Origin of the sequence: Nocardia puris (assembly GCF_003315035.1) — a bacterium.
In the GTDB taxonomy this organism is placed as follows: Bacteria; Actinomycetota; Actinomycetes; order Mycobacteriales; family Mycobacteriaceae; genus Nocardia; species Nocardia puris.
Genome location: NZ_QNRE01000029.1, coordinates 1 through 25823, shown reverse-complemented (window position 1 = coordinate 25823; position 25823 = coordinate 1). Strand labels below are relative to the sequence as shown.

At 67.0% G+C, this 25823-nt stretch carries 32 protein-coding genes; 1 reads left to right on the top strand and 31 read right to left on the bottom strand.

The features are described 5' to 3' along the window. Positions 1-368: 368 nt before the first annotated feature. The 11 genes from DFR74_RS34220 to DFR74_RS36435 all read right to left on the bottom strand — a co-directional run bounded on the left by DFR74_RS34220 (position 369) and on the right by DFR74_RS36435 (position 8285). Complete coding sequence (locus DFR74_RS34220) at positions 369-809, bottom strand: hypothetical protein (protein WP_067514200.1); 441 nt, start codon at positions 807-809, stop codon at positions 369-371. Between the two features lie 8 nt (positions 810-817). Next, positions 818-982 carry a hypothetical protein gene (locus DFR74_RS36440; protein ID WP_157115899.1) on the bottom strand — a complete coding sequence of 55 codons (165 nt, stop codon included), beginning with the start codon at positions 980-982 and terminating at the stop codon, positions 818-820. Positions 983-1277: 295 nt separating this feature from the next. Next, positions 1278-1946 (bottom strand): hypothetical protein, encoded by a 669-nt coding sequence (locus tag DFR74_RS34215; protein WP_067514201.1) that lies wholly within the window; start codon positions 1944-1946, stop codon positions 1278-1280. A 16-nt stretch (positions 1947-1962) separates the two neighbouring features. Continuing rightward, the gene (locus DFR74_RS34210; protein WP_067514202.1) at positions 1963-2181 is read right to left on the bottom strand and encodes a hypothetical protein; all 219 of its coding nucleotides are present in this window, start codon (positions 2179-2181) and stop codon (positions 1963-1965) included. Beyond that, a complete protein-coding gene (locus tag DFR74_RS34205; RefSeq protein WP_147266033.1) occupies positions 2163-2486 on the bottom strand; it encodes a hypothetical protein in 324 nt (107 codons plus the stop codon). The genes DFR74_RS34210 and DFR74_RS34205 overlap by 19 nt, the downstream gene beginning before the upstream one ends. Positions 2487-2770: 284 nt before the next feature. Then, a complete protein-coding gene (locus DFR74_RS34200; protein WP_067514204.1) occupies positions 2771-4720 on the bottom strand; it encodes a ParB/RepB/Spo0J family partition protein in 1950 nt (649 codons plus the stop codon). Between the two features lie 106 nt (positions 4721-4826). After that, positions 4827-5015 carry a hypothetical protein gene (locus tag DFR74_RS34195; protein ID WP_067514205.1) on the bottom strand — a complete coding sequence of 63 codons (189 nt, stop codon included), beginning with the start codon at positions 5013-5015 and terminating at the stop codon, positions 4827-4829. A 125-nt stretch (positions 5016-5140) separates the two neighbouring features. After that, a complete protein-coding gene (locus DFR74_RS34190; protein ID WP_067514206.1) occupies positions 5141-5359 on the bottom strand; it encodes a hypothetical protein in 219 nt (72 codons plus the stop codon). A 69-nt stretch (positions 5360-5428) separates the two neighbouring features. Continuing rightward, the gene (locus DFR74_RS34185; RefSeq protein WP_067514207.1) at positions 5429-6667 is read right to left on the bottom strand and encodes a hypothetical protein; all 1239 of its coding nucleotides are present in this window, start codon (positions 6665-6667) and stop codon (positions 5429-5431) included. A gap of 401 nt (positions 6668-7068) precedes the next feature. Beyond that, positions 7069-7641 carry a hypothetical protein gene (locus DFR74_RS34180; protein WP_067514208.1) on the bottom strand — a complete coding sequence of 191 codons (573 nt, stop codon included), beginning with the start codon at positions 7639-7641 and terminating at the stop codon, positions 7069-7071. A 110-nt stretch (positions 7642-7751) separates the two neighbouring features. Then, positions 7752-8285, bottom strand: coding sequence for a hypothetical protein (locus tag DFR74_RS36435; protein WP_170160850.1), 534 nt, complete (start codon positions 8283-8285; stop codon positions 7752-7754). Between DFR74_RS36435 and DFR74_RS34170 the strand changes: the two genes are divergently transcribed. Further along, on the top strand, positions 8284-8754 hold the full coding sequence (locus DFR74_RS34170) for a nitroreductase family deazaflavin-dependent oxidoreductase (RefSeq protein ID WP_170160849.1): 471 nt from the start codon (positions 8284-8286) through the stop codon (positions 8752-8754). The two genes, DFR74_RS36435 and DFR74_RS34170, sit on opposite strands and share 2 nt — an antisense overlap. Positions 8755-9183: 429 nt before the next feature. On the opposite strand, the gene DFR74_RS34165 is transcribed toward DFR74_RS34170, so the two are convergent. From DFR74_RS34165 to DFR74_RS34075, 20 genes are all read right to left on the bottom strand, one after another. Then, positions 9184-9831: a hypothetical protein gene (locus tag DFR74_RS34165; RefSeq protein ID WP_067514211.1), complete on the bottom strand. Its 648-nt coding sequence runs from the start codon at positions 9829-9831 to the stop codon at positions 9184-9186. A gap of 297 nt (positions 9832-10128) precedes the next feature. Next, the gene (locus DFR74_RS34160; RefSeq protein WP_067514212.1) at positions 10129-10659 is read right to left on the bottom strand and encodes a hypothetical protein; all 531 of its coding nucleotides are present in this window, start codon (positions 10657-10659) and stop codon (positions 10129-10131) included. A 328-nt stretch (positions 10660-10987) separates the two neighbouring features. After that, the gene (locus tag DFR74_RS36840; RefSeq protein ID WP_067514213.1) at positions 10988-11482 is read right to left on the bottom strand and encodes a hypothetical protein; all 495 of its coding nucleotides are present in this window, start codon (positions 11480-11482) and stop codon (positions 10988-10990) included. Between the two features lie 915 nt (positions 11483-12397). Then, positions 12398-12718 carry a hypothetical protein gene (locus DFR74_RS34150; protein ID WP_067514214.1) on the bottom strand — a complete coding sequence of 107 codons (321 nt, stop codon included), beginning with the start codon at positions 12716-12718 and terminating at the stop codon, positions 12398-12400. 513 nt (positions 12719-13231) lie between these two features. Next, complete coding sequence (locus DFR74_RS34145; RefSeq protein ID WP_067514215.1) at positions 13232-13792, bottom strand: hypothetical protein; 561 nt, start codon at positions 13790-13792, stop codon at positions 13232-13234. Between the two features lie 2 nt (positions 13793-13794). After that, positions 13795-14787 carry a hypothetical protein gene (locus DFR74_RS34140; RefSeq protein WP_147266032.1) on the bottom strand — a complete coding sequence of 331 codons (993 nt, stop codon included), beginning with the start codon at positions 14785-14787 and terminating at the stop codon, positions 13795-13797. A gap of 689 nt (positions 14788-15476) precedes the next feature. Next, on the bottom strand, positions 15477-16094 hold the full coding sequence (locus DFR74_RS34135) for a hypothetical protein (RefSeq protein ID WP_067514217.1): 618 nt from the start codon (positions 16092-16094) through the stop codon (positions 15477-15479). 194 nt (positions 16095-16288) lie between these two features. Then, a complete protein-coding gene (locus DFR74_RS34130; protein ID WP_067514218.1) occupies positions 16289-17023 on the bottom strand; it encodes a hypothetical protein in 735 nt (244 codons plus the stop codon). A gap of 66 nt (positions 17024-17089) precedes the next feature. Next, on the bottom strand, positions 17090-17986 hold the full coding sequence (locus tag DFR74_RS34125) for a bifunctional DNA primase/polymerase (protein WP_067514219.1): 897 nt from the start codon (positions 17984-17986) through the stop codon (positions 17090-17092). A gap of 35 nt (positions 17987-18021) precedes the next feature. Then, positions 18022-18279: a hypothetical protein gene (locus tag DFR74_RS36430; protein ID WP_067514220.1), complete on the bottom strand. Its 258-nt coding sequence runs from the start codon at positions 18277-18279 to the stop codon at positions 18022-18024. Next, complete coding sequence (locus DFR74_RS36425) at positions 18276-18461, bottom strand: hypothetical protein (protein WP_067514221.1); 186 nt, start codon at positions 18459-18461, stop codon at positions 18276-18278. Before DFR74_RS36425 ends, DFR74_RS36430 begins: the two co-directional genes overlap by 4 nt. Positions 18462-18702: 241 nt before the next feature. Then, the gene (locus DFR74_RS34120; protein ID WP_067514222.1) at positions 18703-19278 is read right to left on the bottom strand and encodes a hypothetical protein; all 576 of its coding nucleotides are present in this window, start codon (positions 19276-19278) and stop codon (positions 18703-18705) included. Between the two features lie 189 nt (positions 19279-19467). Further along, complete coding sequence (locus DFR74_RS35715; protein WP_067514223.1) at positions 19468-20154, bottom strand: hypothetical protein; 687 nt, start codon at positions 20152-20154, stop codon at positions 19468-19470. A gap of 513 nt (positions 20155-20667) precedes the next feature. Continuing rightward, positions 20668-20964 carry a hypothetical protein gene (locus DFR74_RS34105; protein ID WP_067514224.1) on the bottom strand — a complete coding sequence of 99 codons (297 nt, stop codon included), beginning with the start codon at positions 20962-20964 and terminating at the stop codon, positions 20668-20670. A 59-nt stretch (positions 20965-21023) separates the two neighbouring features. Further along, entirely contained in the window at positions 21024-21401 is a 378-nt protein-coding gene (locus DFR74_RS34100) for a hypothetical protein (protein WP_067514225.1), read from the bottom strand. 21 nt (positions 21402-21422) lie between these two features. Further along, a complete protein-coding gene (locus tag DFR74_RS35710; protein WP_067514226.1) occupies positions 21423-21983 on the bottom strand; it encodes a hypothetical protein in 561 nt (186 codons plus the stop codon). A gap of 270 nt (positions 21984-22253) precedes the next feature. Continuing rightward, positions 22254-22718, bottom strand: a complete 465-nt coding sequence (locus DFR74_RS34090; RefSeq protein ID WP_067514227.1) for a Mov34/MPN/PAD-1 family protein — start codon at positions 22716-22718, stop codon at positions 22254-22256. Then, the gene (locus tag DFR74_RS34085; RefSeq protein ID WP_232331928.1) at positions 22715-23800 is read right to left on the bottom strand and encodes a ThiF family adenylyltransferase; all 1086 of its coding nucleotides are present in this window, start codon (positions 23798-23800) and stop codon (positions 22715-22717) included. Before DFR74_RS34085 ends, DFR74_RS34090 begins: the two co-directional genes overlap by 4 nt. Positions 23801-24008: 208 nt before the next feature. Continuing rightward, positions 24009-24203, bottom strand: a complete 195-nt coding sequence (locus DFR74_RS36835; protein WP_067514228.1) for a hypothetical protein — start codon at positions 24201-24203, stop codon at positions 24009-24011. A gap of 419 nt (positions 24204-24622) precedes the next feature. Beyond that, the gene (locus DFR74_RS34075) at positions 24623-25588 is read right to left on the bottom strand and encodes a nucleotidyltransferase (protein WP_067514231.1); all 966 of its coding nucleotides are present in this window, start codon (positions 25586-25588) and stop codon (positions 24623-24625) included. Positions 25589-25823: the final 235 nt, after the last annotated feature.

The following is a 25823-nucleotide window of genomic DNA, read 5'->3' as shown; positions in this document are numbered from 1 at the left end:
CGTCCCAGCGGCCAAGACCAACGACTGACCACACCACCAGGGGTGGGTCCGGATTCAACCGGAACGACCGGGTCACGATTCAACCGGAGTTGACATGATTTCTTCCGCGGGGAGTCAGTTGGCAGCGGAGCGCCTCGGCGATCGGGTGCGCGGTGATGTCGTCTTCGCCGTCACAGAACTGGAGTCGCAGTCCCCGCCCGGGGAGCCGAGGTCGGCATGGTCGGGTGCGGGCGAGAGGGATTCGTGGTTGGTGGTCGACGGATGCGAGGTCGTATCGAGCATGCGGGCCCTCCGAACTTCAAGTGATCGTGGTGCTACGGCGAATGAGGTGGTGTACCGCTCGTATCGTCTACCGGCGTGCCGGGCTCTCACTCTCGAGAAGGGGCACCGTCGGTCAGGTCGACGGTGAATGTGTCCGCGTGGACGGTGATAACGAACCAGGCGGGGTGGGCGGGGTCGCGCAGCATGTCGATCAGTGCGGATCCGGCCTGGGACGACGACTCGGTCAGTGGCAGGTATTCGACGAAGTCGTCGGCGAATGGCGGCCCGTAATCCCAGTGGGTGCCGTGGCCGTGGCCGTGGGCGTAGACGACGTGCATCTTGTTGTCGGGGGGATCGGTATCGGTGGGGGCCTGGAGGGGCAGGCCATTGCTGAGCAGGTAGATGCCGCTGTCCTTGACCCAGATCAGCGAGGGCGAGGCCCCGCCGGAGTTGTCGTAGGGCGGCAGGGAGTGTTCGGTCGCGGCCATGGCGTGCTCGGCGAGGCCGAGCACGTCAGCGCGGGGGAACCACAGGGACACGGTGGTCATCAGTGCTCCTAGCTGCTGGTGTCCGGTGGTGCGGCGGACTGCTGGACCGAGCGGCGCCAGGTGCGTGCGCGGCTGCGGGTGGCGGGGGTGAGTTTGGTGAGCAGGTGCGGGTCCAGGCCGCGGTAGTAGTCGCTGCCCTCGGTCTCGTGGCGGTGGGCCAGTTCGATCCGCATCCGGTACCGGCTTCCGTTGGTGCAGTCGCCACGCGGTAGAGCAGTTGGTGGGCGGTGACCTCGCCGGTGCTGGTGTCGGCGATCGCCGCGGAGCCGAGGTGGTGGACTGCCCGCACCTGCGGGGCGGGCGTGTCGGGTGGGGTGGTGAGCGCGAGCGGTTGGATGCTGTCGGTGGGGGACGTGCCGCACAGCGTGGGCAGGGCGGCAAGGAACTCACCGGTGTCCCGGCGTGGATCGGGGGTGCGCTTGGCGAGTCCTCCTCGGCGGGGCGGGTAGCGGTGGGCGAGCACCCAGGTCAGTCGGTGTCGGTGAGCGTCCGCAGGGTTCGGTGGGCGGTGGTGAGGGCGTAGAGCAGTGCGAGCGGGTCGGGGCCGGTGAAGTCGGGCCCGCCCTCCGATATCCGGCGCAGGGCGCGGAACATCCTGTACTGCAAGGGGATTCCCGTGACCGGTGGTGTGGTGTCGTCGCCGGGGTCGTGGATGACGGTGTAGTCGTCGAGGCCGATCCATACCGCGTACCACGGGTCGGCGGGCGCGCCCTCGCGTACGGCTTCGCGGGGATCAGGTTCGGTCGAGGCCCACTGCGCGCAGGGGCAGGCGGGGTCCTCGCAGCGGCCGGGATGGTCGCGGCGGACGCGGAGGTAGTGCTCCATGCGTCCGGCCAGCATCGGGCAGGCGCGGTTCGAGTACGCGGCGCACCAGGGGTGGACGCCGGGTTCGGGTGCGAGGCCGCGCAGGTAGTCGGCGGGGCGGATGTAGAGCACGACCAGGTCGGTCAGCGGCTTGCCGCAGACCTGGCACAGCGACCGCGCCCACGTGTGGGCGAGCCGCTGGGCGTCGAGCCGGCCGAAGACGGCGCGGGTGCGGTCGGTGTGGGCGAGGGTGATGTGGGGCACGACCATGCCCGCCGAGACGGGGGCGTCGTGCAGGGCCGCGGGGATGGGCACGCGCGGTGTGTCGGTCATCGGAAGCTCTCCCAGCTCAGGGGTCGGTGATCGGGTGGGCGCACAACCGCAGGTCCAGGTGACGGTCGGGGCGCCCGGCGCTGCGCACGGTGAGGTGGATGTCGGCGGTCAGCGCGCCCGGCACCTCGGGGTCGGTGCGCCAGGGGTGGAAACGCTCGGGATCGCACGCGGGCAAGCACTTTTCGATCCACCTGAGCAGCGCGACCGCGGAGTCGATCACGGGGTCGGAGTCCATCGCCGTCCGGTGTCGGGGGTGTGGTCGTGGATCGGAATCCGGATCGGTGCGCCGGGGACGCGTTCACGCACGGTGCGGGTCAGCAGCGCGTGACGGCCACCGGCGGCCCATGCCCCGTCTGCGAGGATCCACCGGAAACTGGTGGTGTCGACCTCGGCGGGCATCAGCCGGTAGTCCAAGCCGTGCGGCGAACACCCGACTGGGTCGGCGTCGTGCTCGACGCGTACCAGCGCGTAGGTCGGCATCGCGGGTGGCGGGACTGCCGGGATCGGCGGGCAGGCGCTGGTAGTCGAGGTGGTCGGCACGCAGCAGCAGATTCCAGGTCAGGCCCATGTGGTCGAAAGCGCGCACGGTGGCACGGAACCCGCCGTCGGCCTCGACTGTGACGATGATATCGGCGGGCTGAGCGTCGACCAGGCACAGGCTGCGGGCGGGGTGGCCGGTGTTGGTGCGGGCCACGGTATGGATGGCGGGTTCGTTGCAAGGACGCACTATCGACTCCTCGGAATGGGAATGCGTCGGTCGCCGCGACGATTCCCGGTGCGGCCGGGGAACTTTCGGGCGTACCGGGGATCGGAGGTGCGGGCGGTCAGGCCGCTTCGGGCAGGTCCTGGTCGTGGGTGTCGACATTGGTGTCACCGGCGGCGGGTTTGTCGTCGGCGGCGGTGGGGTTGTCGATGTCGATGTCGGCGGCCTTGATCTCGCCGAGGGCGGCGAGTTCGACGGGGACGAGGGTGTAGCCGAGTTCGCGCAGGAAGGTCAGGTAGCGGCGGACCGCGGACTCGGCGTGACGCCACAGGTCCTTGTCGGTGCGATGCTCGTAGCCCCCGAGTACCAACGCCAGCGCGATGACCTGGGCGCGAGCGGGTTTGGTGGTGTCGAGGGTGGCGAGCATGTCCAGCCGCGACCGATAGCCCTCGATGCCCAGCAATTTCAGTGCGGTGGAGTAGGCGTTGTACTCCCCGATCAGGCTTGGATCGGCCAGCAGCGACCGGGTCAGGAACAGCGCGGCTGGGATGGGTGGGGTCTTGCGGGCCAGCAGCTGTGTGACGAACTCGATACGGGTCGCCTTGGCGGCCAGGCCGAGCTTGTTGAGTTCGCGTACGCGGCGCCGCGCGGCCCGATCGATCTCGGCCGCCTGAGCTGCGGCCTGCGCGGCGGCTTCGGCGGCCGCGCGCCGCTCGGCGGCGGCCTGCTCGGGGTCCACCTGCCCGAAACGACTGCCAGGCTGGCCGGGGTCGGGGTCTTCACCGGCGTCCGCGACATCACCGATACCGGTATCGGTGTCGTCGGTCTCGGGTTCGGGGCGTTCGCGCAGCCCGAGGGTGTCGAGGTGCTCGCGCGGCAGGAAGTACTCGGGCACGATCTGGTCGCGCTGTTCGACCTCGCGGGCGTGGCGCAGCCCGTCGGCGGGTTCGGCATCGGGCTGGTCGCGGGTGTCCCAGTCCACTGTGTCGGGATCGATGATGTGGCCGCTGTCGATCTCGACCCATACCGGGTCTTGGTCGAGGTCGAGCCAGACCAGCCACGGCCCGGGGTTCGCGGCGATGGTAGCGAAGTCGATCGGGCCTCCCGCGGCGTCGACGATGTCGGTCGCGCGCAACAACTCACCGCGGTGGAGGTCGTCGAGGTCGGGGTAGTCGGTGAGAATCCCGAGCGCGGCCTGGGCGTATGGAAGAGCGTGGGCGAGGTAGGCGCGCTGTTCGGCGCGGTCGGCGGCGATGCGGTTGGCTTCGTAGTCGAACCAGTCGGAGTTTGCGTTGAGGAGGCGGCGGACAGCGTCGTGGTCGCCGACGTTGTCGTATTTGGCGATGATCGCGGCGTGCATGAGGTCGTACTGGTCGTTGTCGTCGATCAGCCTGCGCGCGGTCGGGGACGCGCCGACTTTGCCGACGAGCTTTACCTGCTCGCGCTTGGTCTGCAACGCTTTGGCCACGCGGGTGACCGAGGCGCCGAGGTCCAGGGCCTGGGTGATCCCGGCGGCGCGGTCGCCGTTGGTGAGCGGGATGCGGCGGTCGTTGAGGGTGATCTGCTCGAAGATCCGTTCGATCTGGGCCTCGTTCACGTCCACGTTCGGGTCGAAATCGCGGATGTAGACCGGGACCTCGGGCAGCTCGAAGGCCAGCGCGGTCAGAGTGCGAACCTGCCCGTCACGCACGACCAGACGCTTGTCGGGCATCCGGACCGCCAGGATCGGATCAAGGACACCGTGCTCGCGGATGGAGTCGGTGACCTCGGGATGGTCTTCCAGGTGGAAGCTCTTGCGTACGTTCTCGTCGATCTCGAGCAGGGCGGGATCCACGGTCAGGCCCGTGCACAGGCCGTCGCCATCGCCGTCACCAGCACCGTCACTGTCGGCGGCGTCGGTGATCTGCGCGTCCGCGTCAGCGACGTCGGTGATACCCGTGCTCGGCTCGTCGATGCCGGGATCGAGTGCGGAGTCGGTGGTGGTGGACTCGGGTGTGAGGTCGGCGGTGTCGACCGTGTCGCCGATATCGGGATCGGTGCCGGTGGTGGGCGTGTCGGTGTCGGTGGGCATCGAGGCTGGCTCCTATCGTGAAAGAGGCAGGGACCGGCCAGCTTTGGACTGACTGGTCCCTGCCTCGGGGACGGGACATTGCGATGGAGGGGGCGGAAGCTGTGGGCTAGCCGCCCGCGGGCTCGGTGGGATCCGGAGGGTCGATGACGATGTCGAGGTCGGCGCGGGCGACGGCGATCTCGGCAGTGCTGCCGCCGTGCTTGTGGTGCAGGTCGCGGTAGCACGCCCGGCACACGACCCCGGAGATCGAATCCGCGCTGCCCTTCCCGCTGGCGTGACAGCACAGGGTCAGCACCGTCGCATGCTCGGCGTCGAGCCCGATGACGACACAGCCTTCGGCGTCGAGGCCGAGGATTTGTCGACGGCGGCGAAGCCTGCGGGCAGCCGCAGTACTCGTTTCTTGCTCGTCACGGGGACGGCTTACTTCTTGGGGCGGGGGACGACGTTGACCGGGCGCAGGTGCTGGGCGCCGTGTGGGTCGGCGGGATCGGTGTAGTGCCAGTGCTTGGCCTTCCAGTCCGGGAACTGTTCACGCCAGCGGGCGATGGTGTCGGGCTCCAGGGCGGTGGCCGCGCCGGCCGCACCGAAGTGTTCGGCGGTGTCGAACTCATCGCGGGTCAGAGTGGTGGTCTCGGTCACGGGCGCAACTCCTTCGAAAAGAGGGACAGGACAGGGGATGTCGAGTGCGATGCCGACCCAGGCGGTGGGTCAGACGAGGGTCATCGCGGTGAGGGCGAGGTCGTCGAGGTCGTCGGCGCGGTCGGGATCACCGATGGTCTGGGAGTAGCTGGTGACCGCGTTGGCGATCCCGGCGGCGGTGAGCTGCCCACCAGCGATGAAGTGGGACAGGATCCCGCCGCGTTCGTCCTCGGTGAACCCGAGCTTCTTGGACACGACCTCGAGGGTGCGGTCGGGCTGGGTCACCGGGGTCCCGGCGTGGCGCTCGAGTTCGGCGACGCGCGCGGTCAAGAACTCCGGCGACATCCACTCGCTGATTTTGTCGCGGGTCTCGGCGGTGATGACCTGGAGGCGTTTGCGCTGGGTGTCTTGGGACCAGGAACGGGTGCCGCCGAGCTCGAGGCGGTCCCCGACGTGGCGTTTGGTGTAGGCGAACAACGGCAGCGTCAAGCCGTTGCCGCAGATCTGGATGACCAGTTCCGGTTTCAGGGTGACGGCGTGGTGGCCGATCTCGGAATTGGAGAACCGCAGCCCGGCGAACACCACCGGTTCGGCGCCGGGCCGGTAGCCGCGTGCCTCACGCGCGGCCAGCCGTCGTCCCGTCTCGATCTGCCCGGCGACCCGACGGCGTTCGGCCTCCAGCTCGGGGCTGCCGAACGGGCTCTGGTAGTTGGCCAGCAGCGTCGGGGCGAGCGCGCGGATCTTCGGGGAGACCACTTTGCAGTGCATCGAGGACTCCGACAGGTCACACGAACGCACTGTCACGTCGGCGTCGGCGAGGCGGATGCCGTCCAGGACGGCGGTGAGCACGTCGAGGTTGTCGATGATCCCGTACCGGTCCGACAGCACCGCCCGCAACACCCCCGGCTCCCCTGGCGTCGGGGAGGTGAACAGCCGGAGCAGGAACGCGCGTTCGTCGGGGCCGCCGGGCAGGCGCGGGTCGTCGGGGCCATGGAGCAGGCCGTTGACGTTGGCGTCGTAGAGGTCGGTGCGGTCGATCTCGCGCAGCGAGCGCAGGTATCCGGCGGGGATCTTCAGCTTCGAACCCAGATGCGAATCCGCCGCCCCGGTCGGCCGGTACAAGCCATCGACCGAGGTGATACCACGCTCATCCAGGACCGGTTCGACACCCGACAGTTGCAACAGCCCGTCGCTGGCGCGCAGCGCCGCAGCGGGGGCAAGGACGTCGAGCTTGGCGGCCTGCTGGGCGTTGAGCAGACCTACGAGGTCGCCCAACTCGGCGTGACGCACACACGAAGCGATCGACATGTCTTTTCCTCTCGTGGACAGGTGAATTCGACGCGACACCCACCGAGTGCAGGGGATGTCGCGTGCGGGAAGGCGGCGCAGGAGCCGAAGATCGCGGACAGCACGGGCAGACTGGGAATCGCCACGCTGGGCGAAAGCGCCGCGCGTGCGCGGTTACCCCGGTCGCGGTGCCCCCTGCGGGTGTGTCGAGCCCTCGACACACGCCGGATGCGGTGCAGATTGCGGCGGGCACGCGCGTCCGGGTCGCACTCGTCGTCGTCGCCGTCCTCGCCGATCCGCGCGTAGGCCAGCACCGTGTGCAGGGCGGCCGGTACCGTCGAAGCGAGGCTCCGGTCGGTGCCGCGGAAGATGGAAACTCCCCGTGTGGCCCGTGATGAGCGGCGCCGCGCGGGACGGGATGGTCAGTGCTGTTGGTGCAGGGCCTGTACCAGCGCCCAGGCGGCGTCGGCGTCGGCGCGGGCGGCGGCCATACGCCGGTAGCCGCACTGTTGGAGCGCATCGAGGGTGTCCAGCTCGGTGGCGATGGCTTGGCGGCGCGCGTCGGCGCAGAAATGGCGGTGCCGGGCGGCGCGCTCGTCGGTCAGGAATTCTGCGGTGATCTCGATGACGGTGTCGGACACCAGCTCTCGCAGATCTGGGTCGACGCTGTGGAGCGGGTGGCCGAGGTCCAGGTGCAGACGTCCGGGCTCGCCCAGGCACACCGCCGCCGCGGCCCCGCGCCCCGGATCGCCCGGGACGAACCGAGCCAGCACCCGCGGATTGCCCAGGGGCTCGCCGTGCGCGCGCAGCCCCAGGAACCGCACGATCACCATCGACCGTCGTTCAGGGACACCATCGACCAGAGCGACGTGTTCGCCCATGTCGGTGAACACCGTCCCGGTCAGGGGCGCTTCGTCGGTGCCGAACAGGGTGTAGGAGGCGCCGTAGTCGGCGGTGTTGGTGGCGGTGCTGAGGCTGAAACCTGGTGTGGGCATGACGAATCCAGACTCCTATCCGATCGACAAGGGAAGCGGGCGGGTGGTGAGCTCAGCTGGCCGGGGCGGGCCGAACCCACGGCGTCGCCAGCGCGCGACAGCGCGGCCAGTTATCCGCCGAAGGCGGTGAGGGGTCGGCCTGAGCGCCAATTGGTCCAAGCGTAGTCGATACTGGGGCGCGATCCACCCGCGGCGACGAGTACGGCGAAGGCGTGGGCGAAATCGACGGCGTCACCGGACCCGACCCCGGCGGCGTCGCACCAGCCGCGCACATACCCGAGTGCCTCGGCGCACAACCACCACGCCGTGCGGTGCCCCAGCGCCGCGTCCCATTGGGCGGTGTCGGGCACCCGCTGGTCCGGGGACGGGGCGGGGCGCAGGTCCGCAGTGAGATTACCGCATGTTCGCCACGCGACCCAAGCCTGCGCCAAACCGGGGACAACGATGTCGTCGGTGAGGGATTCGGTGACGAGGTCGGCGTATGCGGCGGCGAACGCGGTCGCGGTCCTCGCCTCGGGGGTGCGGCTGTGCTGGATGTGCAATGCCCCCCAGACGAAGCCTTCGGCGCGGGCGCGCGCTTGCTCGACCCGGGCCCGGGTGTCGGTGGCGGTGGCGGGCGGGTCGGGGGAGGAGTGTGCGTGCATGAGCGATGGCTCCTTCGGTTCTTCGTCGCGCGCGAGCACGACATTGGCGGTACCGTTAGGCGGTATGGGGACGAGACCGCCTGGGGTACTGGTTTTTTGGCACGCGACCAAGCGGCAAGTGTCGGCGCTGGCACGGTTCAATCCCGTGTGGGTGGTGCTCGAAACAACAGGGCGGCGATCGGGCCTCCCGCGGCAGGTACCGCTGGCACTCGGGCCGATGAGCGGCCCGGACGAGATGACCTTCATCTCGGTGCACGGAACAAGCGCCGACTGGGTAAAGAACCTGCTGGCGAACCCCCAAGTGCGGCTGCGCATCTGGTGGCGCTGGCGTAGCGGACACGCAACAGTGACGCCCTACGACCCGGAGTCAATGCGGCAGTTCAACTGGTATGGCAAGCTCGGTGCGAAGATCTTCGCGATCGACAGCTTCACGCCGGTTCTGGTAAAGGTGAAATTCACGCCAGCTTGAACGGACCTCACGGCGAACACGGCTGATTACGAACGAATCTCATTCACCAGCCGCAGTCACGCGTGCCCGCAACGCTATGCCGTCTCCGCCCGTTTCAGAGGTGGACGTACTGGCCGTCCTGCGGTGGTGTCGAATCGGCGCGCACCACCTGCCGCGCTGGAGTGGCTCGGTTGTCGAAGTCCAACGCGAATGCTGCCACGGCATCGGCGTCCGCGGGACGAGCAGATGGACCTGCGACACGTCGATATCGATGCTGACCGATACGGGATCACAGCGTGTTTCGGGGCGGGTACATCGCTTTGGCTGCAGCGGCGGTGCCCAGTTCGGGCGGGCGCAGGCGCACGTCGGACTCATCGTCGGCTCAACGCACGAGGAGATGGTCGGCTCCCGGTGCGTGTCTGCGGATCAACAGCACGAGCGTGACCACGATCAATCCGTCGAACGCGCGAGTGTCGGGCTGGGAGGGTTCTCGCGGGCGGGCTGGGCCACATCGGCATCCGGTGACGAAGGCCGGGTGTAGTGGTGGCTGGCGGCGGGATTGAAGTAGTCGCGGGCCATCGTGAACTGAGTGACATCGGAGTCGATGTCGCCGAGCCACGAGGCCGGTCGGCCGGGATGGCGAGGCCGTCGCGCCGTGTCGGTCACACCCAGCCATGCCAATAGCCGTTGGCTGGGAGTGTAGAGCTGGCGCAGACCTTGGACATACAGCGCCGGATCGCCGTGGAACCCGGACTCGGTGTCGTAGTAGTCCCACAGACAGACCAACCGTAGCGGCGAGCACTTACTCAGCGCGCTGAGGACCTGCTCGATCGCGGCCGGATCATCGCGGCGATGCCGGAGCAGGTTCCGGATGCTGGAGTCGGGAAGGGTTCCCGACGCAGCGAGACGTGCGTCGAGCCAGCGGGCGAGGATACGCAGCGAGCCCATGACATGGCCTCGCTGGCCCTCATCGGGCTGCTCGTCGAAGTCCTGCGCCTCGATGTCCCAGAGATAATCCAGGACGCCGCTGAGGGCATCCTGCACCACCTCCAGGTCGTTTGCGTCGGATGTGACGGGCAGGACGGGCGTAATCGGCATAAGGACACCTCGGACTGGGAATCAGGCGCGATGAGCGCAGCCAGCGGCACACCGACAAATTGGAGGGGTTGACGCTTTCGCGTGGGCGCGTAATGCATCTGGGTGCTGATGTGAATGGACCGGATGATCGGGGCAAAGTGCTACCCCAGCGCGATCCCAGCCCGTGACCGCGCAGTTCGGCGCGGTGAGCCGCGCGAGAACCATCCGACCGGGCTCGATCCGTCCAGCGGGTAGTCGAGCACGCCGGAGCACCTTTTCGGCTACGGTGCCACCTCGGTTTCGGTTCCGGTCACTGGGTTAGCAGCCACTGGGGCTGTGCTCGGGCTGGGCGTCGGCGGTATCGCCGGCCTGTTGGCGGATCAGTTCGCGCACGGCGGCGGCGAACCCGGCTCCGCGCCCGGGAGATACGACGATCTGGAACGTGATCGCACCCATCTGTGGTGTGCCCTCGCATCGAAGTGCCGGAGGGGCGATACGCGCCCGGATGGCTCCGGCGTGCACTTCGTAGGCGCCGTGGAACGAGTTGATGAAACGCCCGCCGATCATCGCCGAGATCGTGCGCATCTGGGCCTGCGCTTCCTCCCGCAGCGCTGCCAGCGCGGCGCGATTCTCGGTGGCTTGCGCCACCATAAGGCGAGCAGGCTCGAGGGCGCGCCGGCGGATGCAGCGAGCGATCTCCTCGATAGACCGGTGCATGGAGATCCGGACCACGGCGGCCTCCTTGCACACGTACTCCTCGAGCGGCGTGTCCACATACGGACAGACGACGAGCTTGCCGCGATCGACGGCCCGGGAACGCCACCCGCTCCCGTCGGCAAGGAACAGCACTTCCCCGTCTCGCCGATGAGGGTGTAGGCAGCCCACGGACCGGCGGGGGTGGACCTCCCCCGAGGATCCAGCCGGAACTCGGTCAGGTGGGCCGCCAGGTTCCGCACGAGCGTGTGGAACGCGTGCTCTGAATCAGACAACATTGCCATAGTGCTCCCATCGGGTGGTCAGTTCTGGTCCGGCGCTGCACGGACCTCGGCCGCACTCAACATGGACCGTGCGTGCGGCAGTTTCGGCTCGAAGGCGACCTATCCGGGGTTGTCGGGCGTGCCGCTGGGTGGCGGGTGTGCGGGAATCAGGCGTTGCGGTGCCGGGATAGCGGGCGGGGTTACGAGGAGGCCCAGCCGACGAACAGCCACCCGGTGAGCCGGTCGGCTCCGACGGTGGTGAAGTGCACGGTTCCTCGGCAGGGCTGATGTGCCGCGTTGAGCTCGTACTGTCCGGTCACGCCGGCTACCAGGCTCTCGCCGGGCGCGACTGTGGGTGCCAGAACCTTCGCCACCGCCTCGAGATTCGGGCAGCCCTCGAGGCCGTCGAATTCGGCGGTGACGGTGCGTACGCCACCACGCACCGGGATGGCGCCCGCCGGTCCCCACTTGTCCTCGATGCGCGGGTCGTCCCGGGCGAGTAGTTCGGAAGCCAGCGCCTCGGCGGCCTCCGGGTTCAACGGTTCGTGGGTGATGATCACGAACCTGTCCTTCTCGGCGATGGTGCCGGTGTAGCCGCCGTGCCCGTAGGTGTACCGGGGGTCTTCCACCGCGCGATCGAATGCCTCGCGGGGGTCCTGGCCTTCGGCGTAGTCGGTGAACGGTTGTGCGCCCATGGTTGATTCCATCTCCTTCGACTGAGGCTGTCCCTTCTACCGCGGCGGCGGTTCGGGTGAATGCTGTTGTCCGCGTGTCGGTGTCGCGACCAGGTGATGTGCGCTTGATGGTCCTACTGCCGGGCCGGTGGAGCGTTTTGGTGTCGGAGGCGGTTGGCGAGGGAGGCGGGGTGGTCGCTGCCGCTTTCGCGGTTATGTGCTGACGGTGAGGTCGGCGACGCTGAGGAGGTCGGCGAGAATCCTCGAGTGCATGGCCGGCCGAACTGTGGTAGGCGGGTCCGTGATGCGGGTGCATGCAGCACTGTTCAGCGTCCAGTGAGCTGGTGGTCGGTTCCTATTCCGGGTGGCCCAGCGGGGAAAGGATTCGCGCTTGCCGATCCGAGCGGTGGGTGTCGATCGTCCGAGGTGTGGTTCGGCGACAGCCCTGGCAGGCCGGTCGATCAGTCTCGGTCCAGTCGGCAGCAGAGCGAGGTGCGCCCTGTGCGTTGGCCAGGTCGGCGATGGTGGCGATGTGGTGGCAAGCGGTCCCCGGCGCGACGTGTTCGATGACGTCGTTGTCGGTGACGAAGTTTTTCAGGCCGTCGAGTGCCGATGGCGTCCGGTCCAGCGTGGGCGTGGAGCCTGCTGTTTCGTTGATGATCGGGCGATCGGATGAGTTGAACTGTGTCAGTGCAGTTCTCGCGTTCGGGACTCGGTCTCATCTGCGCCGTGGCAGGAGAAGGCGTAGTGGCCGTGCTCGACGATGACGTGCTGGTTGTCGTCGCGGTAGAGCAGGACGTGCGTGCAGTAGGCTGCTGGCGTCGGGCGAATGCGGCGGCGTGGGCGTAGATGTTGCCGGGCGGTGCCGCCAGGACTGAATCGGCTGATCTCGACGATGTCGATGTCGCCGATCTGCTGAGGTACCTCGGATCGGAACTAGGCTTCGGTGATGCGGGTATCTGCGGCGTCGGGAGCGTCGGTCGTGTGGTTGTTGTCGTCGTTGTCGTCCCCGGCGTTGGTAGGGTCCTGGCCTTCCGGGCCGTCCAGGGGTTCGAGATCGTCGAGCCCATGTAGGAGATCTTCGATCGCGTCCCAGGTGTTGTCGGGCACTTCCGGGAATTCGACGATCGGTGTGGTGCGGTAGGCGCCATCGCGCCCGCAGCGGATGCGAGACGCGTGGGCCTGGTCCTCGGTGTCCCACGCCACGACGTAGAACTCGTTGCTTGCTCCGCCCTCTTGGATGAATACGTGTGGCACAGTTGGTATTTCCGTTCTCTTTCGCGTTCGGTCGGCGCGGTGGATACTGCGGCGCGGATCGTGCTCCGGTTGTTGGAGTTCGCGTGTTTGCTGGTTCAGGAATTGCGTTGCGGCGCTACGTTCGCCACGACGGTCGGGTCGAGTTGGTAGAGGTCGATGACTGGCGCTCCGTTGTCCAGCGCACGGATGCTGATGAGGCCGCCGCGGTTGGGGTGGCGAACCTCAACGATGCGTTCGGTGGGGGCCTCATACCGGGATGCGACGCGTCAGGTGTCGATGGATGGCCGCTTCACAGCGCCTGGTCTCGCACGCAGTGTGCTGGTCGGCGATCACGGGTCCGGGAACCACTGGGGACATCGGCCTTAACGTCACGGTGCGCTGATTCGGCTCGACCGCGCAGGCCGCTGCCGCGTCACGGGCAGTCACGGCCGGTGGGTGCTGATCGGAGCGACGGATCTCGAATGGGACCGATCGGTCCGGGACCGGATGCCCGGTAACGCTCGGCTGCGCGGCTCATCGGTGGGCCTCGAGCACAATGGCAGCTGGTTCCTCACCGTCGGCGTCGATGGCCACCGAGTTCGACTGCGAGGCATTCACGGTGACGTTCAGCTCGCTCGGGGTTAGCGTGATCGCGACTTCGCTGACGCCGCCATTAGGGTGCCGGACTTCCACAACTACCTGCGACGTTTCATGCGGCAGGCGGGTATCCGACAACGTAAACGGCTGCCCGCTGTTGGCCTCGCCCGCGAGCTGGATCAGGCTGCCACCGGCAGGGATGCCTGCTCCGCGGGCACTTGCGAGACGCTGGAGATACCGCTGCGTAATCGTTAAGAGCTTGGTGATCTGCGTGGCCGCATCAGCTGGTGGATCCCCCTCGCCCAGAACGGCGGTCGGGTGGCGATCGGCGTCGTTGGACGGCGGCACAGTCGAGGCCGAAGTCCGCGAAGGCGAAGCGAGTTGGCGCACGAGCTCTGCCAGCCTCCACGGCGAGTCGGGGTGCATGCGGATCTTGAGAGTCTGAATCGCCCTGTCGATCTCGGTCAGCAACTGCCCCGGGGTCAAGGAGTTCGTCATTTTCACGGCACCTCGTCTCGCATGCGGTCGGCGGGTCGGCGATCACAGGTTGGGAGTCCGCTGGGGCTGCCGGCGCTGTCGATGATGAACGCATCACCGGTCACGTCGGGTGCTTCTTCGCTGTAGTGAATCCACGCCCTGTGCAGCACTTCGTCGGCGTCGACGTCGTGGCGAGCGAAAAGATGGAGGATGTCGGCTAGGAAGTCGCCCAGCACTTCGGAGTGTTCGTACTCGCCGTTCGCGAGCTGGGCTGCGGTCAGGTCGAGTCCATACGTTCTAGACCATGCGATCAGCGCGACCTGCGCCCGGTCGGGGGCGTTCGTGGCGGTCGTCTGCATCGGATGTTCGTCCACGGGTTCCTCTCCTGAGTCGGTCTCGGCACGCGATGTGCCGAGAGCGGTGTCGAGCTCGGACGGTTGTGCGCCGATATGGGCGATGATGTGCCGCTGAGCGGTCTGCCGAAGGACGAGTCTGCTGGCGTCTGGTGGCAGCTGTTGGCGGTCGCCGACGAGCTCTGTCGCATCGGCCCACTGTGCGTTGGTGGGAGATGCGGGTCCCGGTCCCAGGAAGATCGAGCGCATGACGGCCCAGGCGAGCCAGTAGAGGCTTTCTGTGTTGAGCGGAGCGTCGATGTCTCCGTGGGCGGCCCAATAGTGTCCCCACGAGGCACCGAACTGGTGGGTGTCCAGCGTGATCGGCCCGTTCGGGTTCGCGTCGGTTACGACGAGAAGAGGGTCGCGCAGGTTGGACACCCAGGTCAGCAGGACGTGACGATCGACCAGCTCGTGGTCGATCTCTGCGCCCGTCGCGTCGCGTACTCGGGTGGGAGCGAGGCCGTCGGCGTCCCAGTCCATGTCGATCCATCGCACGGCGGTGGGGTCGGCGGGATTGGTGCGGGCAGCGGACAACATGAGCCGTACGGACAGCCCCGTGATGAGGTCTTCGCGCAGGGGCGACGGGCCGAGGGTGTAGCACCAGGCCAGCAGCGCGTACACCGACGCGTCGCAGTAGGCGCTGGCCGACTGTTCGATTCGCCGCACCCGCGACATGCCCACCGGGAATCCGAAGTTGTCGTGGACGATCGGGGTCAGGTTCGTCATGTGGCGGCCGGCAGGGGGCGTCGTCGATCGGGGGACGGTATTGGCTGCTGGTGCCGAGTTGTGCGCGCTGCGGCTGTTGGAGTGGTGCGATGTAGCGGGCGCAGAGGAGTTCTCGGCTTGTGGCGGTGTGGACGACCGGCCCCCGCCCCTCGCCGCACTGTTCGCTCAGCCAGCCGCCGACGTCGCGCTCGAATTCCGCGTCGGAGCAACGCGATCGCTATGGCCCTGTGCCGCGGGAGGTTCGTGTGACGATGGCGTGCGGCGTGGCGTCGGCCAGCCGGAACGCGTCCTTGCACTGCGGACCGGAGTACGTCCCTGCCGAACCCCACCCAGCACAGTTCGCGTCGTGCGCCGGATTCGGACGAGGTGTTGTCGCGTATGAACGCCTCGTATATCCACGACATGATCAACCTCCTGAAATAGTGCGGTGCAACGGATTCGGGTCGACAATCGGTCGCTGGTCGACGGGGCGGAGTCGCCGCGATAAGTGCCCCCAACCGTTGTCACCGTCGGTGGCTTGGCGACGTGCGGCCCCCGGGGCGGTAGGGCACGCGGTCGATGAGCCGCTGCCCCTCGATTGGGGCCTAAGCGGCGCGATGCCCCTGAGCTGCGCGCGATCGTCGGCGGTTGTGCAGGCAGTCGACCGGTTCCCCGTGGTGGTATCCATGGCAGTCGATCTCGCCCAGAACTCGTGTGGGGACAGCGAGTTTCGATCGCGACTGGTGTTCGAGTTCGTCGATTCGGTCGGCGGCGATGGCCTGGTAGTGGACTTCGGAGTCGCCGGTGGACTCGATGGGCGGCAGTCCAGCGGTTCGCCACATTCGTAGCCATAGACCGAACGCGGGTGTTGTGAGCGGAGCGATGCTGTTGGCTTCGCTGAGAGCCATGAGGATTTCGGCGGCTGTGCCCGGTTGGGTGGGGGTTCCGGATACGACGCGATCGAGCAGCTCACGGCAGTGCGCGCGGTAGACCATCGAGTGGGTCATGCGGGGATGAGTGGGTGTGAGCAGGGAGAAAGCGTGCCACACGGTGCTGCGGGTCTGGCGGTGACGAGGGCCACGGAGCCGGGACTGCGCGGCGGCGATCTCCTCCTCGGCGAGCTGCGCTTGGTCGAGGGTGTCGGTCACGGCCGACAAGATGGTGCCCAGGTGCGGGTCGAGGATGTCGGTGAGGTTGTCGGGGCTGCGGATTGTGGTTTTCACGCACACCTCCTGTCGGTTCGTGGATGGAGAGTTCGCGGCGGGCGACGAGCGAGGGCGCAACCTGTGGACCCGGCGCCCGGCGTTGTTCGCCGAGACAGGCCCGTCCCCGATCACCTACGAGACGAGCGCGACGGTTCGGCGAGAAGGGTGGGTGAACGCAGTCGCTGCTGGACCGGCGTTGAGACTGGACCTGGTCATGCCACCGGTTCGCTGGTGGTGGCGAGTACGTAGTCGCGGGCGCCGACGGGGATCAGTTCGTCGGGGTCGAGGTCCAGGGCGGCCTCACCGATCCACGCGTTGATCGGTGGAAGCGCGGGTTCGTCGCCTTGCAGCCAGGCAAGCAGGTCCTCGCCGAGGTCGAGCAGCCGGCCTGTCGGCAGCTCGACGCACACACGCGCCACACCGTCGTTGCCGCTGACACGAATCAGCGGCAACCCGGTTGCGATCTCGAACTCGGCGAACACGGCATCGAGGTGCTCGGCGGGTACGCGTGCGAGAGTCCCGGTGCCCAGGCACCCGGCGAACCGGCTGGGGTCGGCGGGTTCGCAGAGCAGGGCGGTCAGCTGATGGCGGCGTTCGCCGATCGCGGCGTCGAGGACGTCGCCGAGCGAGTCGCTGATACTGGAGCGCGGGATACGAACACGGACGTCGGCCAGCTCGATGTGGGTGAGCGTGCCACCGAGCATGCCCAGCAGGTCCGAGACGCTGATGACCGGAAGTCCGGGATGGGCCGCGTGACCGGATGCGGTGAGCCCGCCGACGGGCGCCTCGGCGGGGTCGGGAACGAACCCGCCGACCTCGAGGTAAGCGCCCGTGGCGTGACCGCCGGGAGAGATCTCCTCGAGTACCATTCCACCGTCATCGATCGCGACGAGCGAGGTCGGTGCGAGAGTGGTCAGCCACTCGATCAGGTCGGGCACAGTGAGCATGGCGAATTCCTTTCTGCGGGAACCGGATCGGGAGGCGCGGTCGCGTGCGGGTGCCCTGGGCAGGGTTCAGGCGGCGGTTCGGGTGGCGTAGGCGATGCCATCGTCGATCGTGCGCTCGGCCTCATGCGCGGAGAATGCTTGGATCCCGACGTGGACGGAGGCGGCGTCGAGCAGGGTCACCCGCGCGGTGTGCGCGTCGAGTAGCCCCGTGGCGACGAGTCCGCCGAGGCTGTTGGCGGCCAGGAGCAGGGCGTGGTGGCGGTTACCAGGCTGTGCGGAGCGCACCCGCGCGGCCTGGTTGCGCAGGGCGGCCGCGACGTAGGCGGCGGGATCGCGAATCGTCGGGTGAGCACGACCGACCGGCCAGCCAACCGCGGTGGACATTTCCCGGGCTGCGGAGGGGGCCGACGGCGAAGGTGCCGGTGCCAGGCGCGTGGTGAGCCAGTCGGGCAGCGGGATCGGGTCGCGGGGGTCGGTGAGCCGGTACACCCCGGCGGGCAGGACCGACCCCGCCGCGACAACGTACCCGCCGCGGGCGCGGGTATCGATGCTGGGGCCCAACCGCCCGGACGAATTCGGCAGCGGGGTGTCGGCGGGCGCGTGATAGTACAGGTGCCATCCGCGTGACGGGGTGGCGACGGTATAGGTGGGCACCGGCAGAGGCTCACCGGCCTGCGCCGCGAGGTTGATCAGGACCTCCCGCCCGTCGTGACGGTCTCCGGTGTCGGCGTGGCGGGGTGAGTCGAGATCGATGACCACCAGATCGCTCGGGCCGCAGGCGATTCCGACGTTGCGGTCCGGAGTATGGCGCCACCAGCGGCGGATCGTTTCGAGGTCGGTGGTCGCCTGGTCCGGCCATCGGGTGATGGCCGGGGTCTTCGCGCGCGCTTTGAGCGGCAGGACACGCCACCCGCGCTCGGCATGGGTGAGCGCGACGGTCAACAGACACGGATCGCTGAGCATGACACTCCTGACAGGTGGTGGGCCGCGTCGGCGGTTCAGCGTCGAGGACGCGTGCGATCCGCGGGCAAGTGCCGGGTCCACGGTGTGGGAAGCCGGCCGCGTGAGGCCGCGGCATCCAGATCGGTCGCTGCCTCGACGGCCGACTCGAGGAGTTGAAGGCGGTTGTCGATGTAGTCGGCGGTCGCCGCGGAGTCGGAGTCGTTGGCCGGATTCGCGTGGTGCTCGTCGGCGAGGTTGTCCAGTTCGGTGACCAGTCGGCGAAACCGCACGAGCGCGGCGCTGGGATCGGTCATGACTCGGGCGTGAGTGTCGAGTTGTGCGCCAACTGCTTGCCATACGCGCGCCACAGCGTGCCGTCGCTGGTCCGCCGCACAATGAAGACGTAACGGCCGAAGTACTTCGGCCCGCATTCCCCGGCGGGGGTGCGGGACAACACCTCATACCGCTGGCCGCGGATGACTTTGGTTTCGGGCATGATGCCTCCGTAGATGGTCAGGCGGCCCAGGAGGGCCGGATGTGGCTGATGACGACTCGTGACGACGCTCTCGCGTTGCAGCGCAGAGGAACTCGTCAGGGCAGGCGGATCAGGAGATGGCGAGCGTCGGAAACGGCGTTCGGAATGCCATCGGTGCGAACTCGCGACGGAGGCGCAGGTCGATGGCGGCGGGATCGGGGCGCTCGCGCCCAGTGGCACACACGGGCGGGTACGTGGCGGGTCAGATCACGCCGATCACACCGGCACCGACGGAACGTGCCTGGCGCAGCCGCTCGGTGTGGAAATCGGCGAGCTCGGCGTTCCATTCTGATTCGGCGTTGGATTGGTCGTACCAGTCTCCGCACTCGGCAATCAGAGTGCCATCGGGGGCCCGCAGCTCATAGCGGGACACCTCACCCGCGCACCATTGCCCATACAGGCGAGCTTCCTCGCGCGCGGAGTGCGCGTCCTGGGCCAGCGCGAAATAGGTCAACTCGTCCCGGCCACTGTGCAGGGTGCCGGTCACCAATTGGACCGTCACACCGGTGATTGCGCGCCACAAGGCATACGCTCTGACCACACGGTCCTCATCGGAATGGCCGTACAGCCCCACGAAATGGGTGAGGGCGACCGCCGCGGGACTTGTGTCCGAGCCGACCTCGTCCAGCTGAGGACGGCCGCCACCGGCATTGCAGACGAGAAGCACTGCATCGCAACACCATTCACGCGGACTTTCCGCGTCCTCGTCAGTGAACCACAGGAGGCGATACCGGCTGCCGCCGCGGTCGATCGCCTGCTCATGATAGGGAATTGGCATCGAAGAGACCTCCTCGGTGGTGTTTCGAACGGGCGGCTGGGGATTCAGGAAGGTGGCAGAGCTGACCGAACTCGCGTGCTCGAAACCTGACTGCTGGTGCTGCGGCTCGCCGTTGGGGGCGAGATGTGCTGGTCACGTGAGGGATTCGGCACCGAGACAACCGTGCCGCCATTCGGCCCCCTGTGACGCTCACAGGTCGTGGGTGGTGTCGTAAACGGTAGGCCGGGACGCGAAGGCCCTGGAACGTTCAGCACGCCACCGCTGAACAGCGGGCGGGACCGTGTCATCGCGTTCGCCGACGTGGATGGGCGTGGACTCGTGCCAGGACGAGGCGGTGTGCTGGGTCGCGATGTCCTCAGGCCGGTCGGCGCGCAACCAGATGTCGACCGGGTCGGTCGCGTCATTGATGAAAACATCCCATACATAGGCTTCCGACAACGCAGTCACCAGGCAGTCGGCGTACATGTTCGCATCGACATAGCTGTGCAGCTCGCGGAAAGTACGCACCGTCGGCGGAACTACCCCGTCGCGGATATCCCGGCTGATCTCGGCCATCATCTGAGTGGTGATCGCGTCGATACAGTCGCGATAAGACAATGGCGCCGACCGACGCTCAAGGAGACGCACCCTACCCCACAGCCACTGGATAATCCTCGACGTTCGGAGAGGTCGCGGTGCCGTCGGCACCGCCCAAGACTCCATACGGCCGAGATGGTCGAGATCGACGCGATACGTGATACCAGCCACCGGATCTGTCACATCGAAAACGACGGCCCGCGAGCCGGTACGCCGTTGATCGGCCAGCGCCTTGACCGCCGCTACGACAGGATTGAGAGCGTCCTGATCAATCTCCCAGACAACTCGGTACTCGGGCATGGTGAATCGAACCTTTCGAACGAAGTAGGCAGGGGCGCGGTCGCGCGCAGCGACCACCGCGAGATCGACCGGCAGGGCAGCCGAAGCAGCGCATAACCGGGACTCCGGAGGCGCGGCCGGACGGCCCACTCGTCCGCGGCCGGCCCTATGGGATGCACCCAGCGCCGGCAGAGTGCTTGCCTTGCTCGTGGAGACGCTGCGCCGGTTGGTTCACGCGGAACAGGCGAGCCTCACGACGCCGCTGGTGCCGGGTCGCAGGGAGATGTCACCGGTGGCTGTCCCTTTCGGCGCCGCAACATTGTGCGTACGGCGGGACCGGGTACGACGCCGGACCGCTGGACGGGCGAGGGCCTGTGTCGCGAGCGAGGTTTCGGCTGGTGCAGATGGATTCGTGCGGCGGTGCTTTGGGGCCGTTCGCAGAACCGAAGGTGGGAAGCGTTGACCGCCAGGGGGTTCAGGCCGACAGATGCGGCTCTGTCGGCGCTGGAGGGTGAACGCGGTGCAGAGGTCGGGCTACCGGCTGTGGGGGCCGGCGGGACCCAACACTTCGAACTGGTTGCCGTGGCGGCGCATTCGTACGACGCGCCCGCCGACGGTCAGGGGTCGTCCAGATCCGGTGATGACCGACCACGTCCCGGAGCGGATGTTCTCGACAGCGGTGTAGGTGGCACCACGCGGCCCGGTGAGAGTCGCGACGAAGGTGCTCATGGCCACGGTGTAGATGGTGGTTCCGATCGTGACCGTTTCGGTTGCGGAAGAACGCCTCTCAGCCATCGTGTGGGCCTCCTGGTGGTGGGTATCGGGGTACATCGCAGACAAGCGGGGCGCCCTGGGCCAGCCGTGTCGCGGACTTCCCGAATCGCACTCGGCTATCGCGAGTGCTCGTCGGCGGATCGGGTGTCGGCGCAGCTGCCGCAGTAGCGGTCCCGGCCCTTGCCGTCATCGAGCAGGTTGAGGCGATCCCCCGCAGCGCAGTACTCCTGCTTGCATAGACTCTCCAACTCGGCAACAGGACCGTCGCCGGGCTGTACGCTGCCGCGGGCGATGCGGCCGTTCTCATCGAGCACGTGCAGCACAGCCCAGACCTTGCGGAAGGACAGAGGCGCCAGCAGGGTCGAATGCGGCAACGCGCCACCGCTGGTCAGTGGGACGGTGCCAGCGCGTGGTTGCAGCTCCTGACCGAAGTCGTCGCTGGCGAGCATCTTTCGGACCGCGGCCTCGCTCGGCGCAGTGACGACGAGGGTCACGACGGCGTAGACGTCGAACGTTTACTCGAACATAGAAGTCTCCTCGGGCAGCCGGGGGCAGCGACCAGCCAGCCGCCGGGTAGCTGGGGGAATCACCTGGGTAAGGGTGCGGGGCGACGGGTGAGTGTTGGGCAGTACACTGACAGCTTTGTCGCCGAGGTCAAGCAGCTCGGGCGTGGCATGGAGCTGCCACTGCGCCTGGAATCTCTTGCGCTGTTTGGTCGCTGCGGCTTCAGGAGCGATCGTAAACAGCTCTTCCACGCGAGGAACATCGAGTGTTGGGGCGGCCAGCCACAGACGGCGGTGGTCACGATCGACCTCCGGCGTGAGGTCGAGACGATGCCCGAGAGCGGCGAGGAGATCGTGGGCGCGGTCGCGGGACATGCCCCGGGCGATCACATCCAGCGACCGCCACGCTGTCGCTGGCGCGGTATAGCACCGGCGGACTCGGTATAACGCCCACCGGCAGGTCGCGAGTTCGTCAGCGGCCATGGCGAGCACCGTCTCGGCATGGCCGGTGGCGAGACGATCGGCCAGTGACTTTCCTGGCCCGAACAGCGCCGAGCGCGGGTTGAGTGCCATCGCACGAATTCATCGACCAGATACCGATAGCCCTCCGCGGGGGCGGTCCGATACCGGTCGAGCTGTTCGGACCATCCAAGCGCGCTCACATAGGGACATTTTCTCGCCGCAGTGACCGTGTCTACATGACTTTGTGTCGTGGTACCACGCGTTGGAGCTGGTCGGACGCGATGGATGCTCTGACGAGCGCGTGTCTCGTTTCAGGGTGAGCCAGTGTGCGCCACTTCACACTGGCTTCGATCGCTGGGATTGGTCTGGCGGTGACGCGGTTCAGTGCGGGTCCGCTTCGGAGATCAGTAGAGATGCTGAACGGACATGTGTTCGAGTGACGATCCAGGTCTGCATCCGTACGTTCTGTTGTGCGGTCAGTCCGACGATGATCGCGATGAACCGGTCAAGACGAAGTTCGGGGTCATGGACATGGCGCAAATAGGAGGTCAGGTCGAGTTCGCTGGGTCTGAGGTCTTGAGAGGGGTGCGTATGCCATTCCCCGATCCATTGGCTGCCATCGGTGTGCCATGCGAGGGTGGAGAGTTGGTTGGCGTGGTCAAGGTCGCGGTGGAAAGAATGGGACGCCCTTCGGGCATTGGGGCCTGGAGTACCCGCGCTGGTGATGAGGACGTCGCCGCTGTGGTCGATTCCGAGAAGTATGCCGCCGGTTTCGAGGCCGTCGCGGGACTGCTGGGCTGTCTTCGCGATGGTCTCGATGGCGGTGTTGTTGATCCGATACGTCATTGGAGTCCGGTTGGGTTGCACGTCGGGCACGTCGACCGCGGTGGCGGGATGGTGGCCCAGCGAAGGTCGGCCGTGTGGGTGAGATCGAACGGCGCTGTCAGGTTGTTTGCGGGATGGAGTCCGATGATGGCGTGTTCGCCAGGGAGGCGCTGGGTGTGGTCGCCGTGTCGGGATTCGAGGATGGTCGCCACCGCGACCTTGGCTGCGAGGGTGCCGATGAGGTGTAGATCTGGGGGGATCGCGGTCATCGGCTGATGGGTATTGCCGGTGCCGTAGTCGAGTTCCTGGTCGGCCTCGGCGTCGATGGCCCCAAGACTCGCGAGTTGCTGCCGTGAACACAGCAGGCATCCGAAGCGTGGGGTCGGGCGCAACCGCAAGACTTCACCGAGCGAGCCTTGGTCGAGTACGCAGGCCAGGACGGCGGTCTTGTCTGCTCGGCGTGCGAGGTGGCTGACGACGCGACGCGGTCCGATGCCGTCAGCAGTGCAAACGACGATATCGACCGAGTTGATCAGGGATCGTATGTGATGGGCGCCGTCGACCACGTCGAGTCGGTGCGCTGTGACGGTCTGCTGCGGCCACAATTGCTCATGGCGGGATTTGAGGGCATCGACTTTGTAGCGACTCACGCTTTCGGGACCGAGAACGTGGCGAACGATGTTGTGCCACAAAAAGCGGTCCGGATCTACCAGGTGCAGGTCTCCGATGCCGTACGCGGCCAGAGCGTGTGCAGTGGCACCGCCGATGCTTCCACACCCCACCAGCATGACTGATATTCGGGCGAGCGGGTCCACAGGCCAGTCATCTCGAAGTTGCGAGATGCCGAGCGTCGCTGGTTCGGTGACGACCTGGATAGGGCGGACTCCGTCGCGCTCGATGAGCCATGCCGCGAATTCCGTTGCCCCGGCTGCACGCCATTGCGGGTCCAGATCCGGATCGTAGGTGATCAAGAATCCGGTGTTACTGCTCGGATCCCTTACTCCCGGCACCATCGCGCGGAAGGCTTCGTATAGGATCGCGGCGCCAGGGCGGCGCAGCACGGCGAGGTGTTGGAGATGGATGTCGCTGCCTGCCTTGTTCATCCATTGGCCAGCGTGTCGGGTCTCACCCGATCGCAGTGCGGTGTACTCCCGAGGAATGTCGGCCTGGATTCGAGTGTGGCGGGCGCTTTCTACGCTGTGTACGACATAGGTATCCGAGGCTGACGCGTAGCGCAGGGTGAGGTCACCGGCTGCGATAGTGGATTCTGCTATGAGCCGGGCACCGTCACGGGGCAGGACGACGAACGGGTCAGTGTGATCCGTCAGCACTGTGGTCCCGGCTTTCTGCGTCGTGGTCGGTTGTCCGGTGTGCGGCGTGTGCGACGAGGTGGTCCTGCAAGGAGTCGGACACGATGCCGTTGACCGACATCTGCTCGATCACACCGGCCTTCATCATTGCGTACTCGATTCGCCAGCCCGCTGCTTTCGCAAGGAGTTCGGTCATGCTCGCTTCGGGCAGCCACGCTCCGACCGATCTCAGCAGACATAGCGATCCTCCTGGAGCGACATGCCATGTGGTCTGGGTCCACTCTTCGACGGTGGGTACTGGGTCGAGGGGGTAGATGAGCGGTGGCACCATCGGATACGCCGCACGATATACGACCGCCACTGGCAGTCCGGTCGGACCGATCAAAGCGTCCAAGCCCTCGGGGACCGGTCGATCGAAGGGCCACCGCGGTAGTTCCCCTTTCCAACCACCGTGCGGGATCCCGGTCTCTGGGTTGGGTGGGTAGTACACGAGATCTGGCGCGAAGTCTGCTACTTCGGTCAGATCCCGTTGCAAGCGAACAGGTTCGGCATCGACCCACAGAATTGGTGTGGCTGTTCGGTCGCGGTCCGGCGTGGCGGGGGTCACGTGGGGCGTCATCCCTGTGGAGTGTCCTTCACTGGACGGGGGCCCGCAGGGACGGCGGCGGGCAGTGGACTCCCGTCTGAGGCGGTCGGCGCGGGAAAATCGGATCCGAAGACCGCGCCCCAATGAAGAATCGCAGAGTGCGCATCATTGTTGCCTTGGGACTGTGCCGCGGCCACCGCGTTGTCGCGGGCGTCCGCGAGGCGGGCCGCGAACTCCGAGTAGTCGAGATCGGACTGAATCGGACCGCAGATGTTCGCCGGATCGGTGACCTCGTTACCACCGTCGATGAAATAGCTGGCGGTGACGAAGAATTGCTTCACCGCGGCGGATTGGGTTGATTTGAGCGGGAGATGGTGCAGGGCAAGGACTTCCATCACCAAAGACTTGATCTTGATGTCCTGATCCGCCGCCCACTTCTTAAGCATCCGGACAGTGCCTGCGAACTTGTTCCATTTCGCGTGTCTGGCCGCTGTCTCTGCGATCAGATATTCGGGATGGCAGTATATCCACTTCTTAGAGGTCGCTTCGGGAACGTACAGCATGCCGTCACGCCGAAATGCTGGCATGGCGTCGACAGTGAACGCATCGGGATCCTCGTGATCGTCGAGAAAGCATTTCACGGCGTGGTTGCGCCAACGCGCGAGACGCACTGCGGTCGCGACCGTCCCGTTCGTGGCGCCGAGAAGCTCGTTGACCCTGGTCCGGGTGTAGTCGAGGCAGTCGGCGGCGGATTGTCCGGGTACGCCCCAGCTCGGATGTTCGGCAGGATCGAAGATCAGGATGACGTCGACATCGTGGATGGGATCCTTGTGCGTGCCGCGTGCCAAGGAGCCGGAGGGAATGACTTCGAGGATGTCGGGCTCGGGCAGGAATGCTTTCTTGAATAGGTCGCGGCGGTCGCGCGCTTCGCGCACATGCTTGATATCTGCGTTCACGGTCTGCTGGAATGCCGCGAAGGCGGTAGCCACGCTCATGTTGTGCTCCGATCGGTTGCCGACGGTGTCGTGCAAAACCTAGCCGATGCCACCGACAGGGTCGGGCAGCGACAGCGAGGGGCACGAGGGGCTGCTGCAGGGGTAGGTGACAACCGAGATGGCTTGCCGAGAGGCAGGCCTGAGAGGATGTCGCAGTGCCCAAGCCGTATCCGAAAGAGTTCCGCGACGACGTCGTGCGGGTCGCTCGCAACCGCGACGACGGGGTGACCCTGGA

Bases quoted from the DNA above. Each gene is read 5' to 3' on its own strand.
- DFR74_RS34145 (WP_067514215.1), bottom strand. From the start codon at position 13,792: ATGACGAACTCCTTGACCCCGGGGCAGTTGCTGACCGAGATCGACAGG.
- DFR74_RS34200 (WP_067514204.1), bottom strand. From the start codon at position 4,720: ATGCCCACCGACACCGACACGCCCACCACCGGCACCGATCCCGATATC.
- DFR74_RS34215 (WP_067514201.1), bottom strand. From the start codon at position 1,946: ATGACCGACACACCGCGCGTGCCCATCCCCGCGGCCCTGCACGACGCC.
- DFR74_RS34105 (WP_067514224.1), bottom strand. From the start codon at position 20,964: ATGTACCCCGATACCCACCACCAGGAGGCCCACACGATGGCTGAGAGG.
- DFR74_RS36835 (WP_067514228.1), bottom strand. From the start codon at position 24,203: ATGACCGAACTCCTTGCGAAAGCAGCGGGCTGGCGAATCGAGTACGCA.
- DFR74_RS34090 (WP_067514227.1), bottom strand. From the start codon at position 22,718: ATGACGTATCGGATCAACAACACCGCCATCGAGACCATCGCGAAGACA.
- DFR74_RS34125 (WP_067514219.1), bottom strand. From the start codon at position 17,986: ATGCTCAGCGATCCGTGTCTGTTGACCGTCGCGCTCACCCATGCCGAG.
- DFR74_RS34165 (WP_067514211.1), bottom strand. From the start codon at position 9,831: ATGCCGATTACGCCCGTCCTGCCCGTCACATCCGACGCAAACGACCTG.
- DFR74_RS34120 (WP_067514222.1), bottom strand. From the start codon at position 19,278: ATGCCAATTCCCTATCATGAGCAGGCGATCGACCGCGGCGGCAGCCGG.
- DFR74_RS36430 (WP_067514220.1), bottom strand. From the start codon at position 18,279: ATGACCGATCCCAGCGCCGCGCTCGTGCGGTTTCGCCGACTGGTCACC.
- DFR74_RS36435 (WP_170160850.1), bottom strand. From the start codon at position 8,285: ATGCACGCACACTCCTCCCCCGACCCGCCCGCCACCGCCACCGACACC.
- DFR74_RS36425 (WP_067514221.1), bottom strand. From the start codon at position 18,461: ATGCCCGAAACCAAAGTCATCCGCGGCCAGCGGTATGAGGTGTTGTCC.
- DFR74_RS36440 (WP_157115899.1), bottom strand. From the start codon at position 982: ATGCGGATCGAACTGGCCCACCGCCACGAGACCGAGGGCAGCGACTAC.
- DFR74_RS34170 (WP_170160849.1), top strand. From the start codon at position 8,284: ATGAGCGATGGCTCCTTCGGTTCTTCGTCGCGCGCGAGCACGACATTG.
- DFR74_RS34085 (WP_232331928.1), bottom strand. From the start codon at position 23,800: ATGAACAAGGCAGGCAGCGACATCCATCTCCAACACCTCGCCGTGCTG.
- DFR74_RS34220 (WP_067514200.1), bottom strand. From the start codon at position 809: ATGACCACCGTGTCCCTGTGGTTCCCCCGCGCTGACGTGCTCGGCCTC.
- DFR74_RS36840 (WP_067514213.1), bottom strand. From the start codon at position 11,482: ATGGGCGCACAACCGTTCACCGACTACGCCGAAGGCCAGGACCCCCGC.
- DFR74_RS35710 (WP_067514226.1), bottom strand. From the start codon at position 21,983: ATGGCACTCAACCCGCGCTCGGCGCTGTTCGGGCCAGGAAAGTCACTG.
- DFR74_RS34130 (WP_067514218.1), bottom strand. From the start codon at position 17,023: ATGCTCACTGTGCCCGACCTGATCGAGTGGCTGACCACTCTCGCACCG.
- DFR74_RS35715 (WP_067514223.1), bottom strand. From the start codon at position 20,154: ATGCCCGAGTACCGAGTTGTCTGGGAGATTGATCAGGACGCTCTCAAT.
- DFR74_RS34210 (WP_067514202.1), bottom strand. From the start codon at position 2,181: ATGGACTCCGACCCCGTGATCGACTCCGCGGTCGCGCTGCTCAGGTGG.
- DFR74_RS34185 (WP_067514207.1), bottom strand. From the start codon at position 6,667: ATGTCGATCGCTTCGTGTGTGCGTCACGCCGAGTTGGGCGACCTCGTA.
- DFR74_RS34180 (WP_067514208.1), bottom strand. From the start codon at position 7,641: ATGCCCACACCAGGTTTCAGCCTCAGCACCGCCACCAACACCGCCGAC.
- DFR74_RS34075 (WP_067514231.1), bottom strand. From the start codon at position 25,588: ATGAGCGTGGCTACCGCCTTCGCGGCATTCCAGCAGACCGTGAACGCA.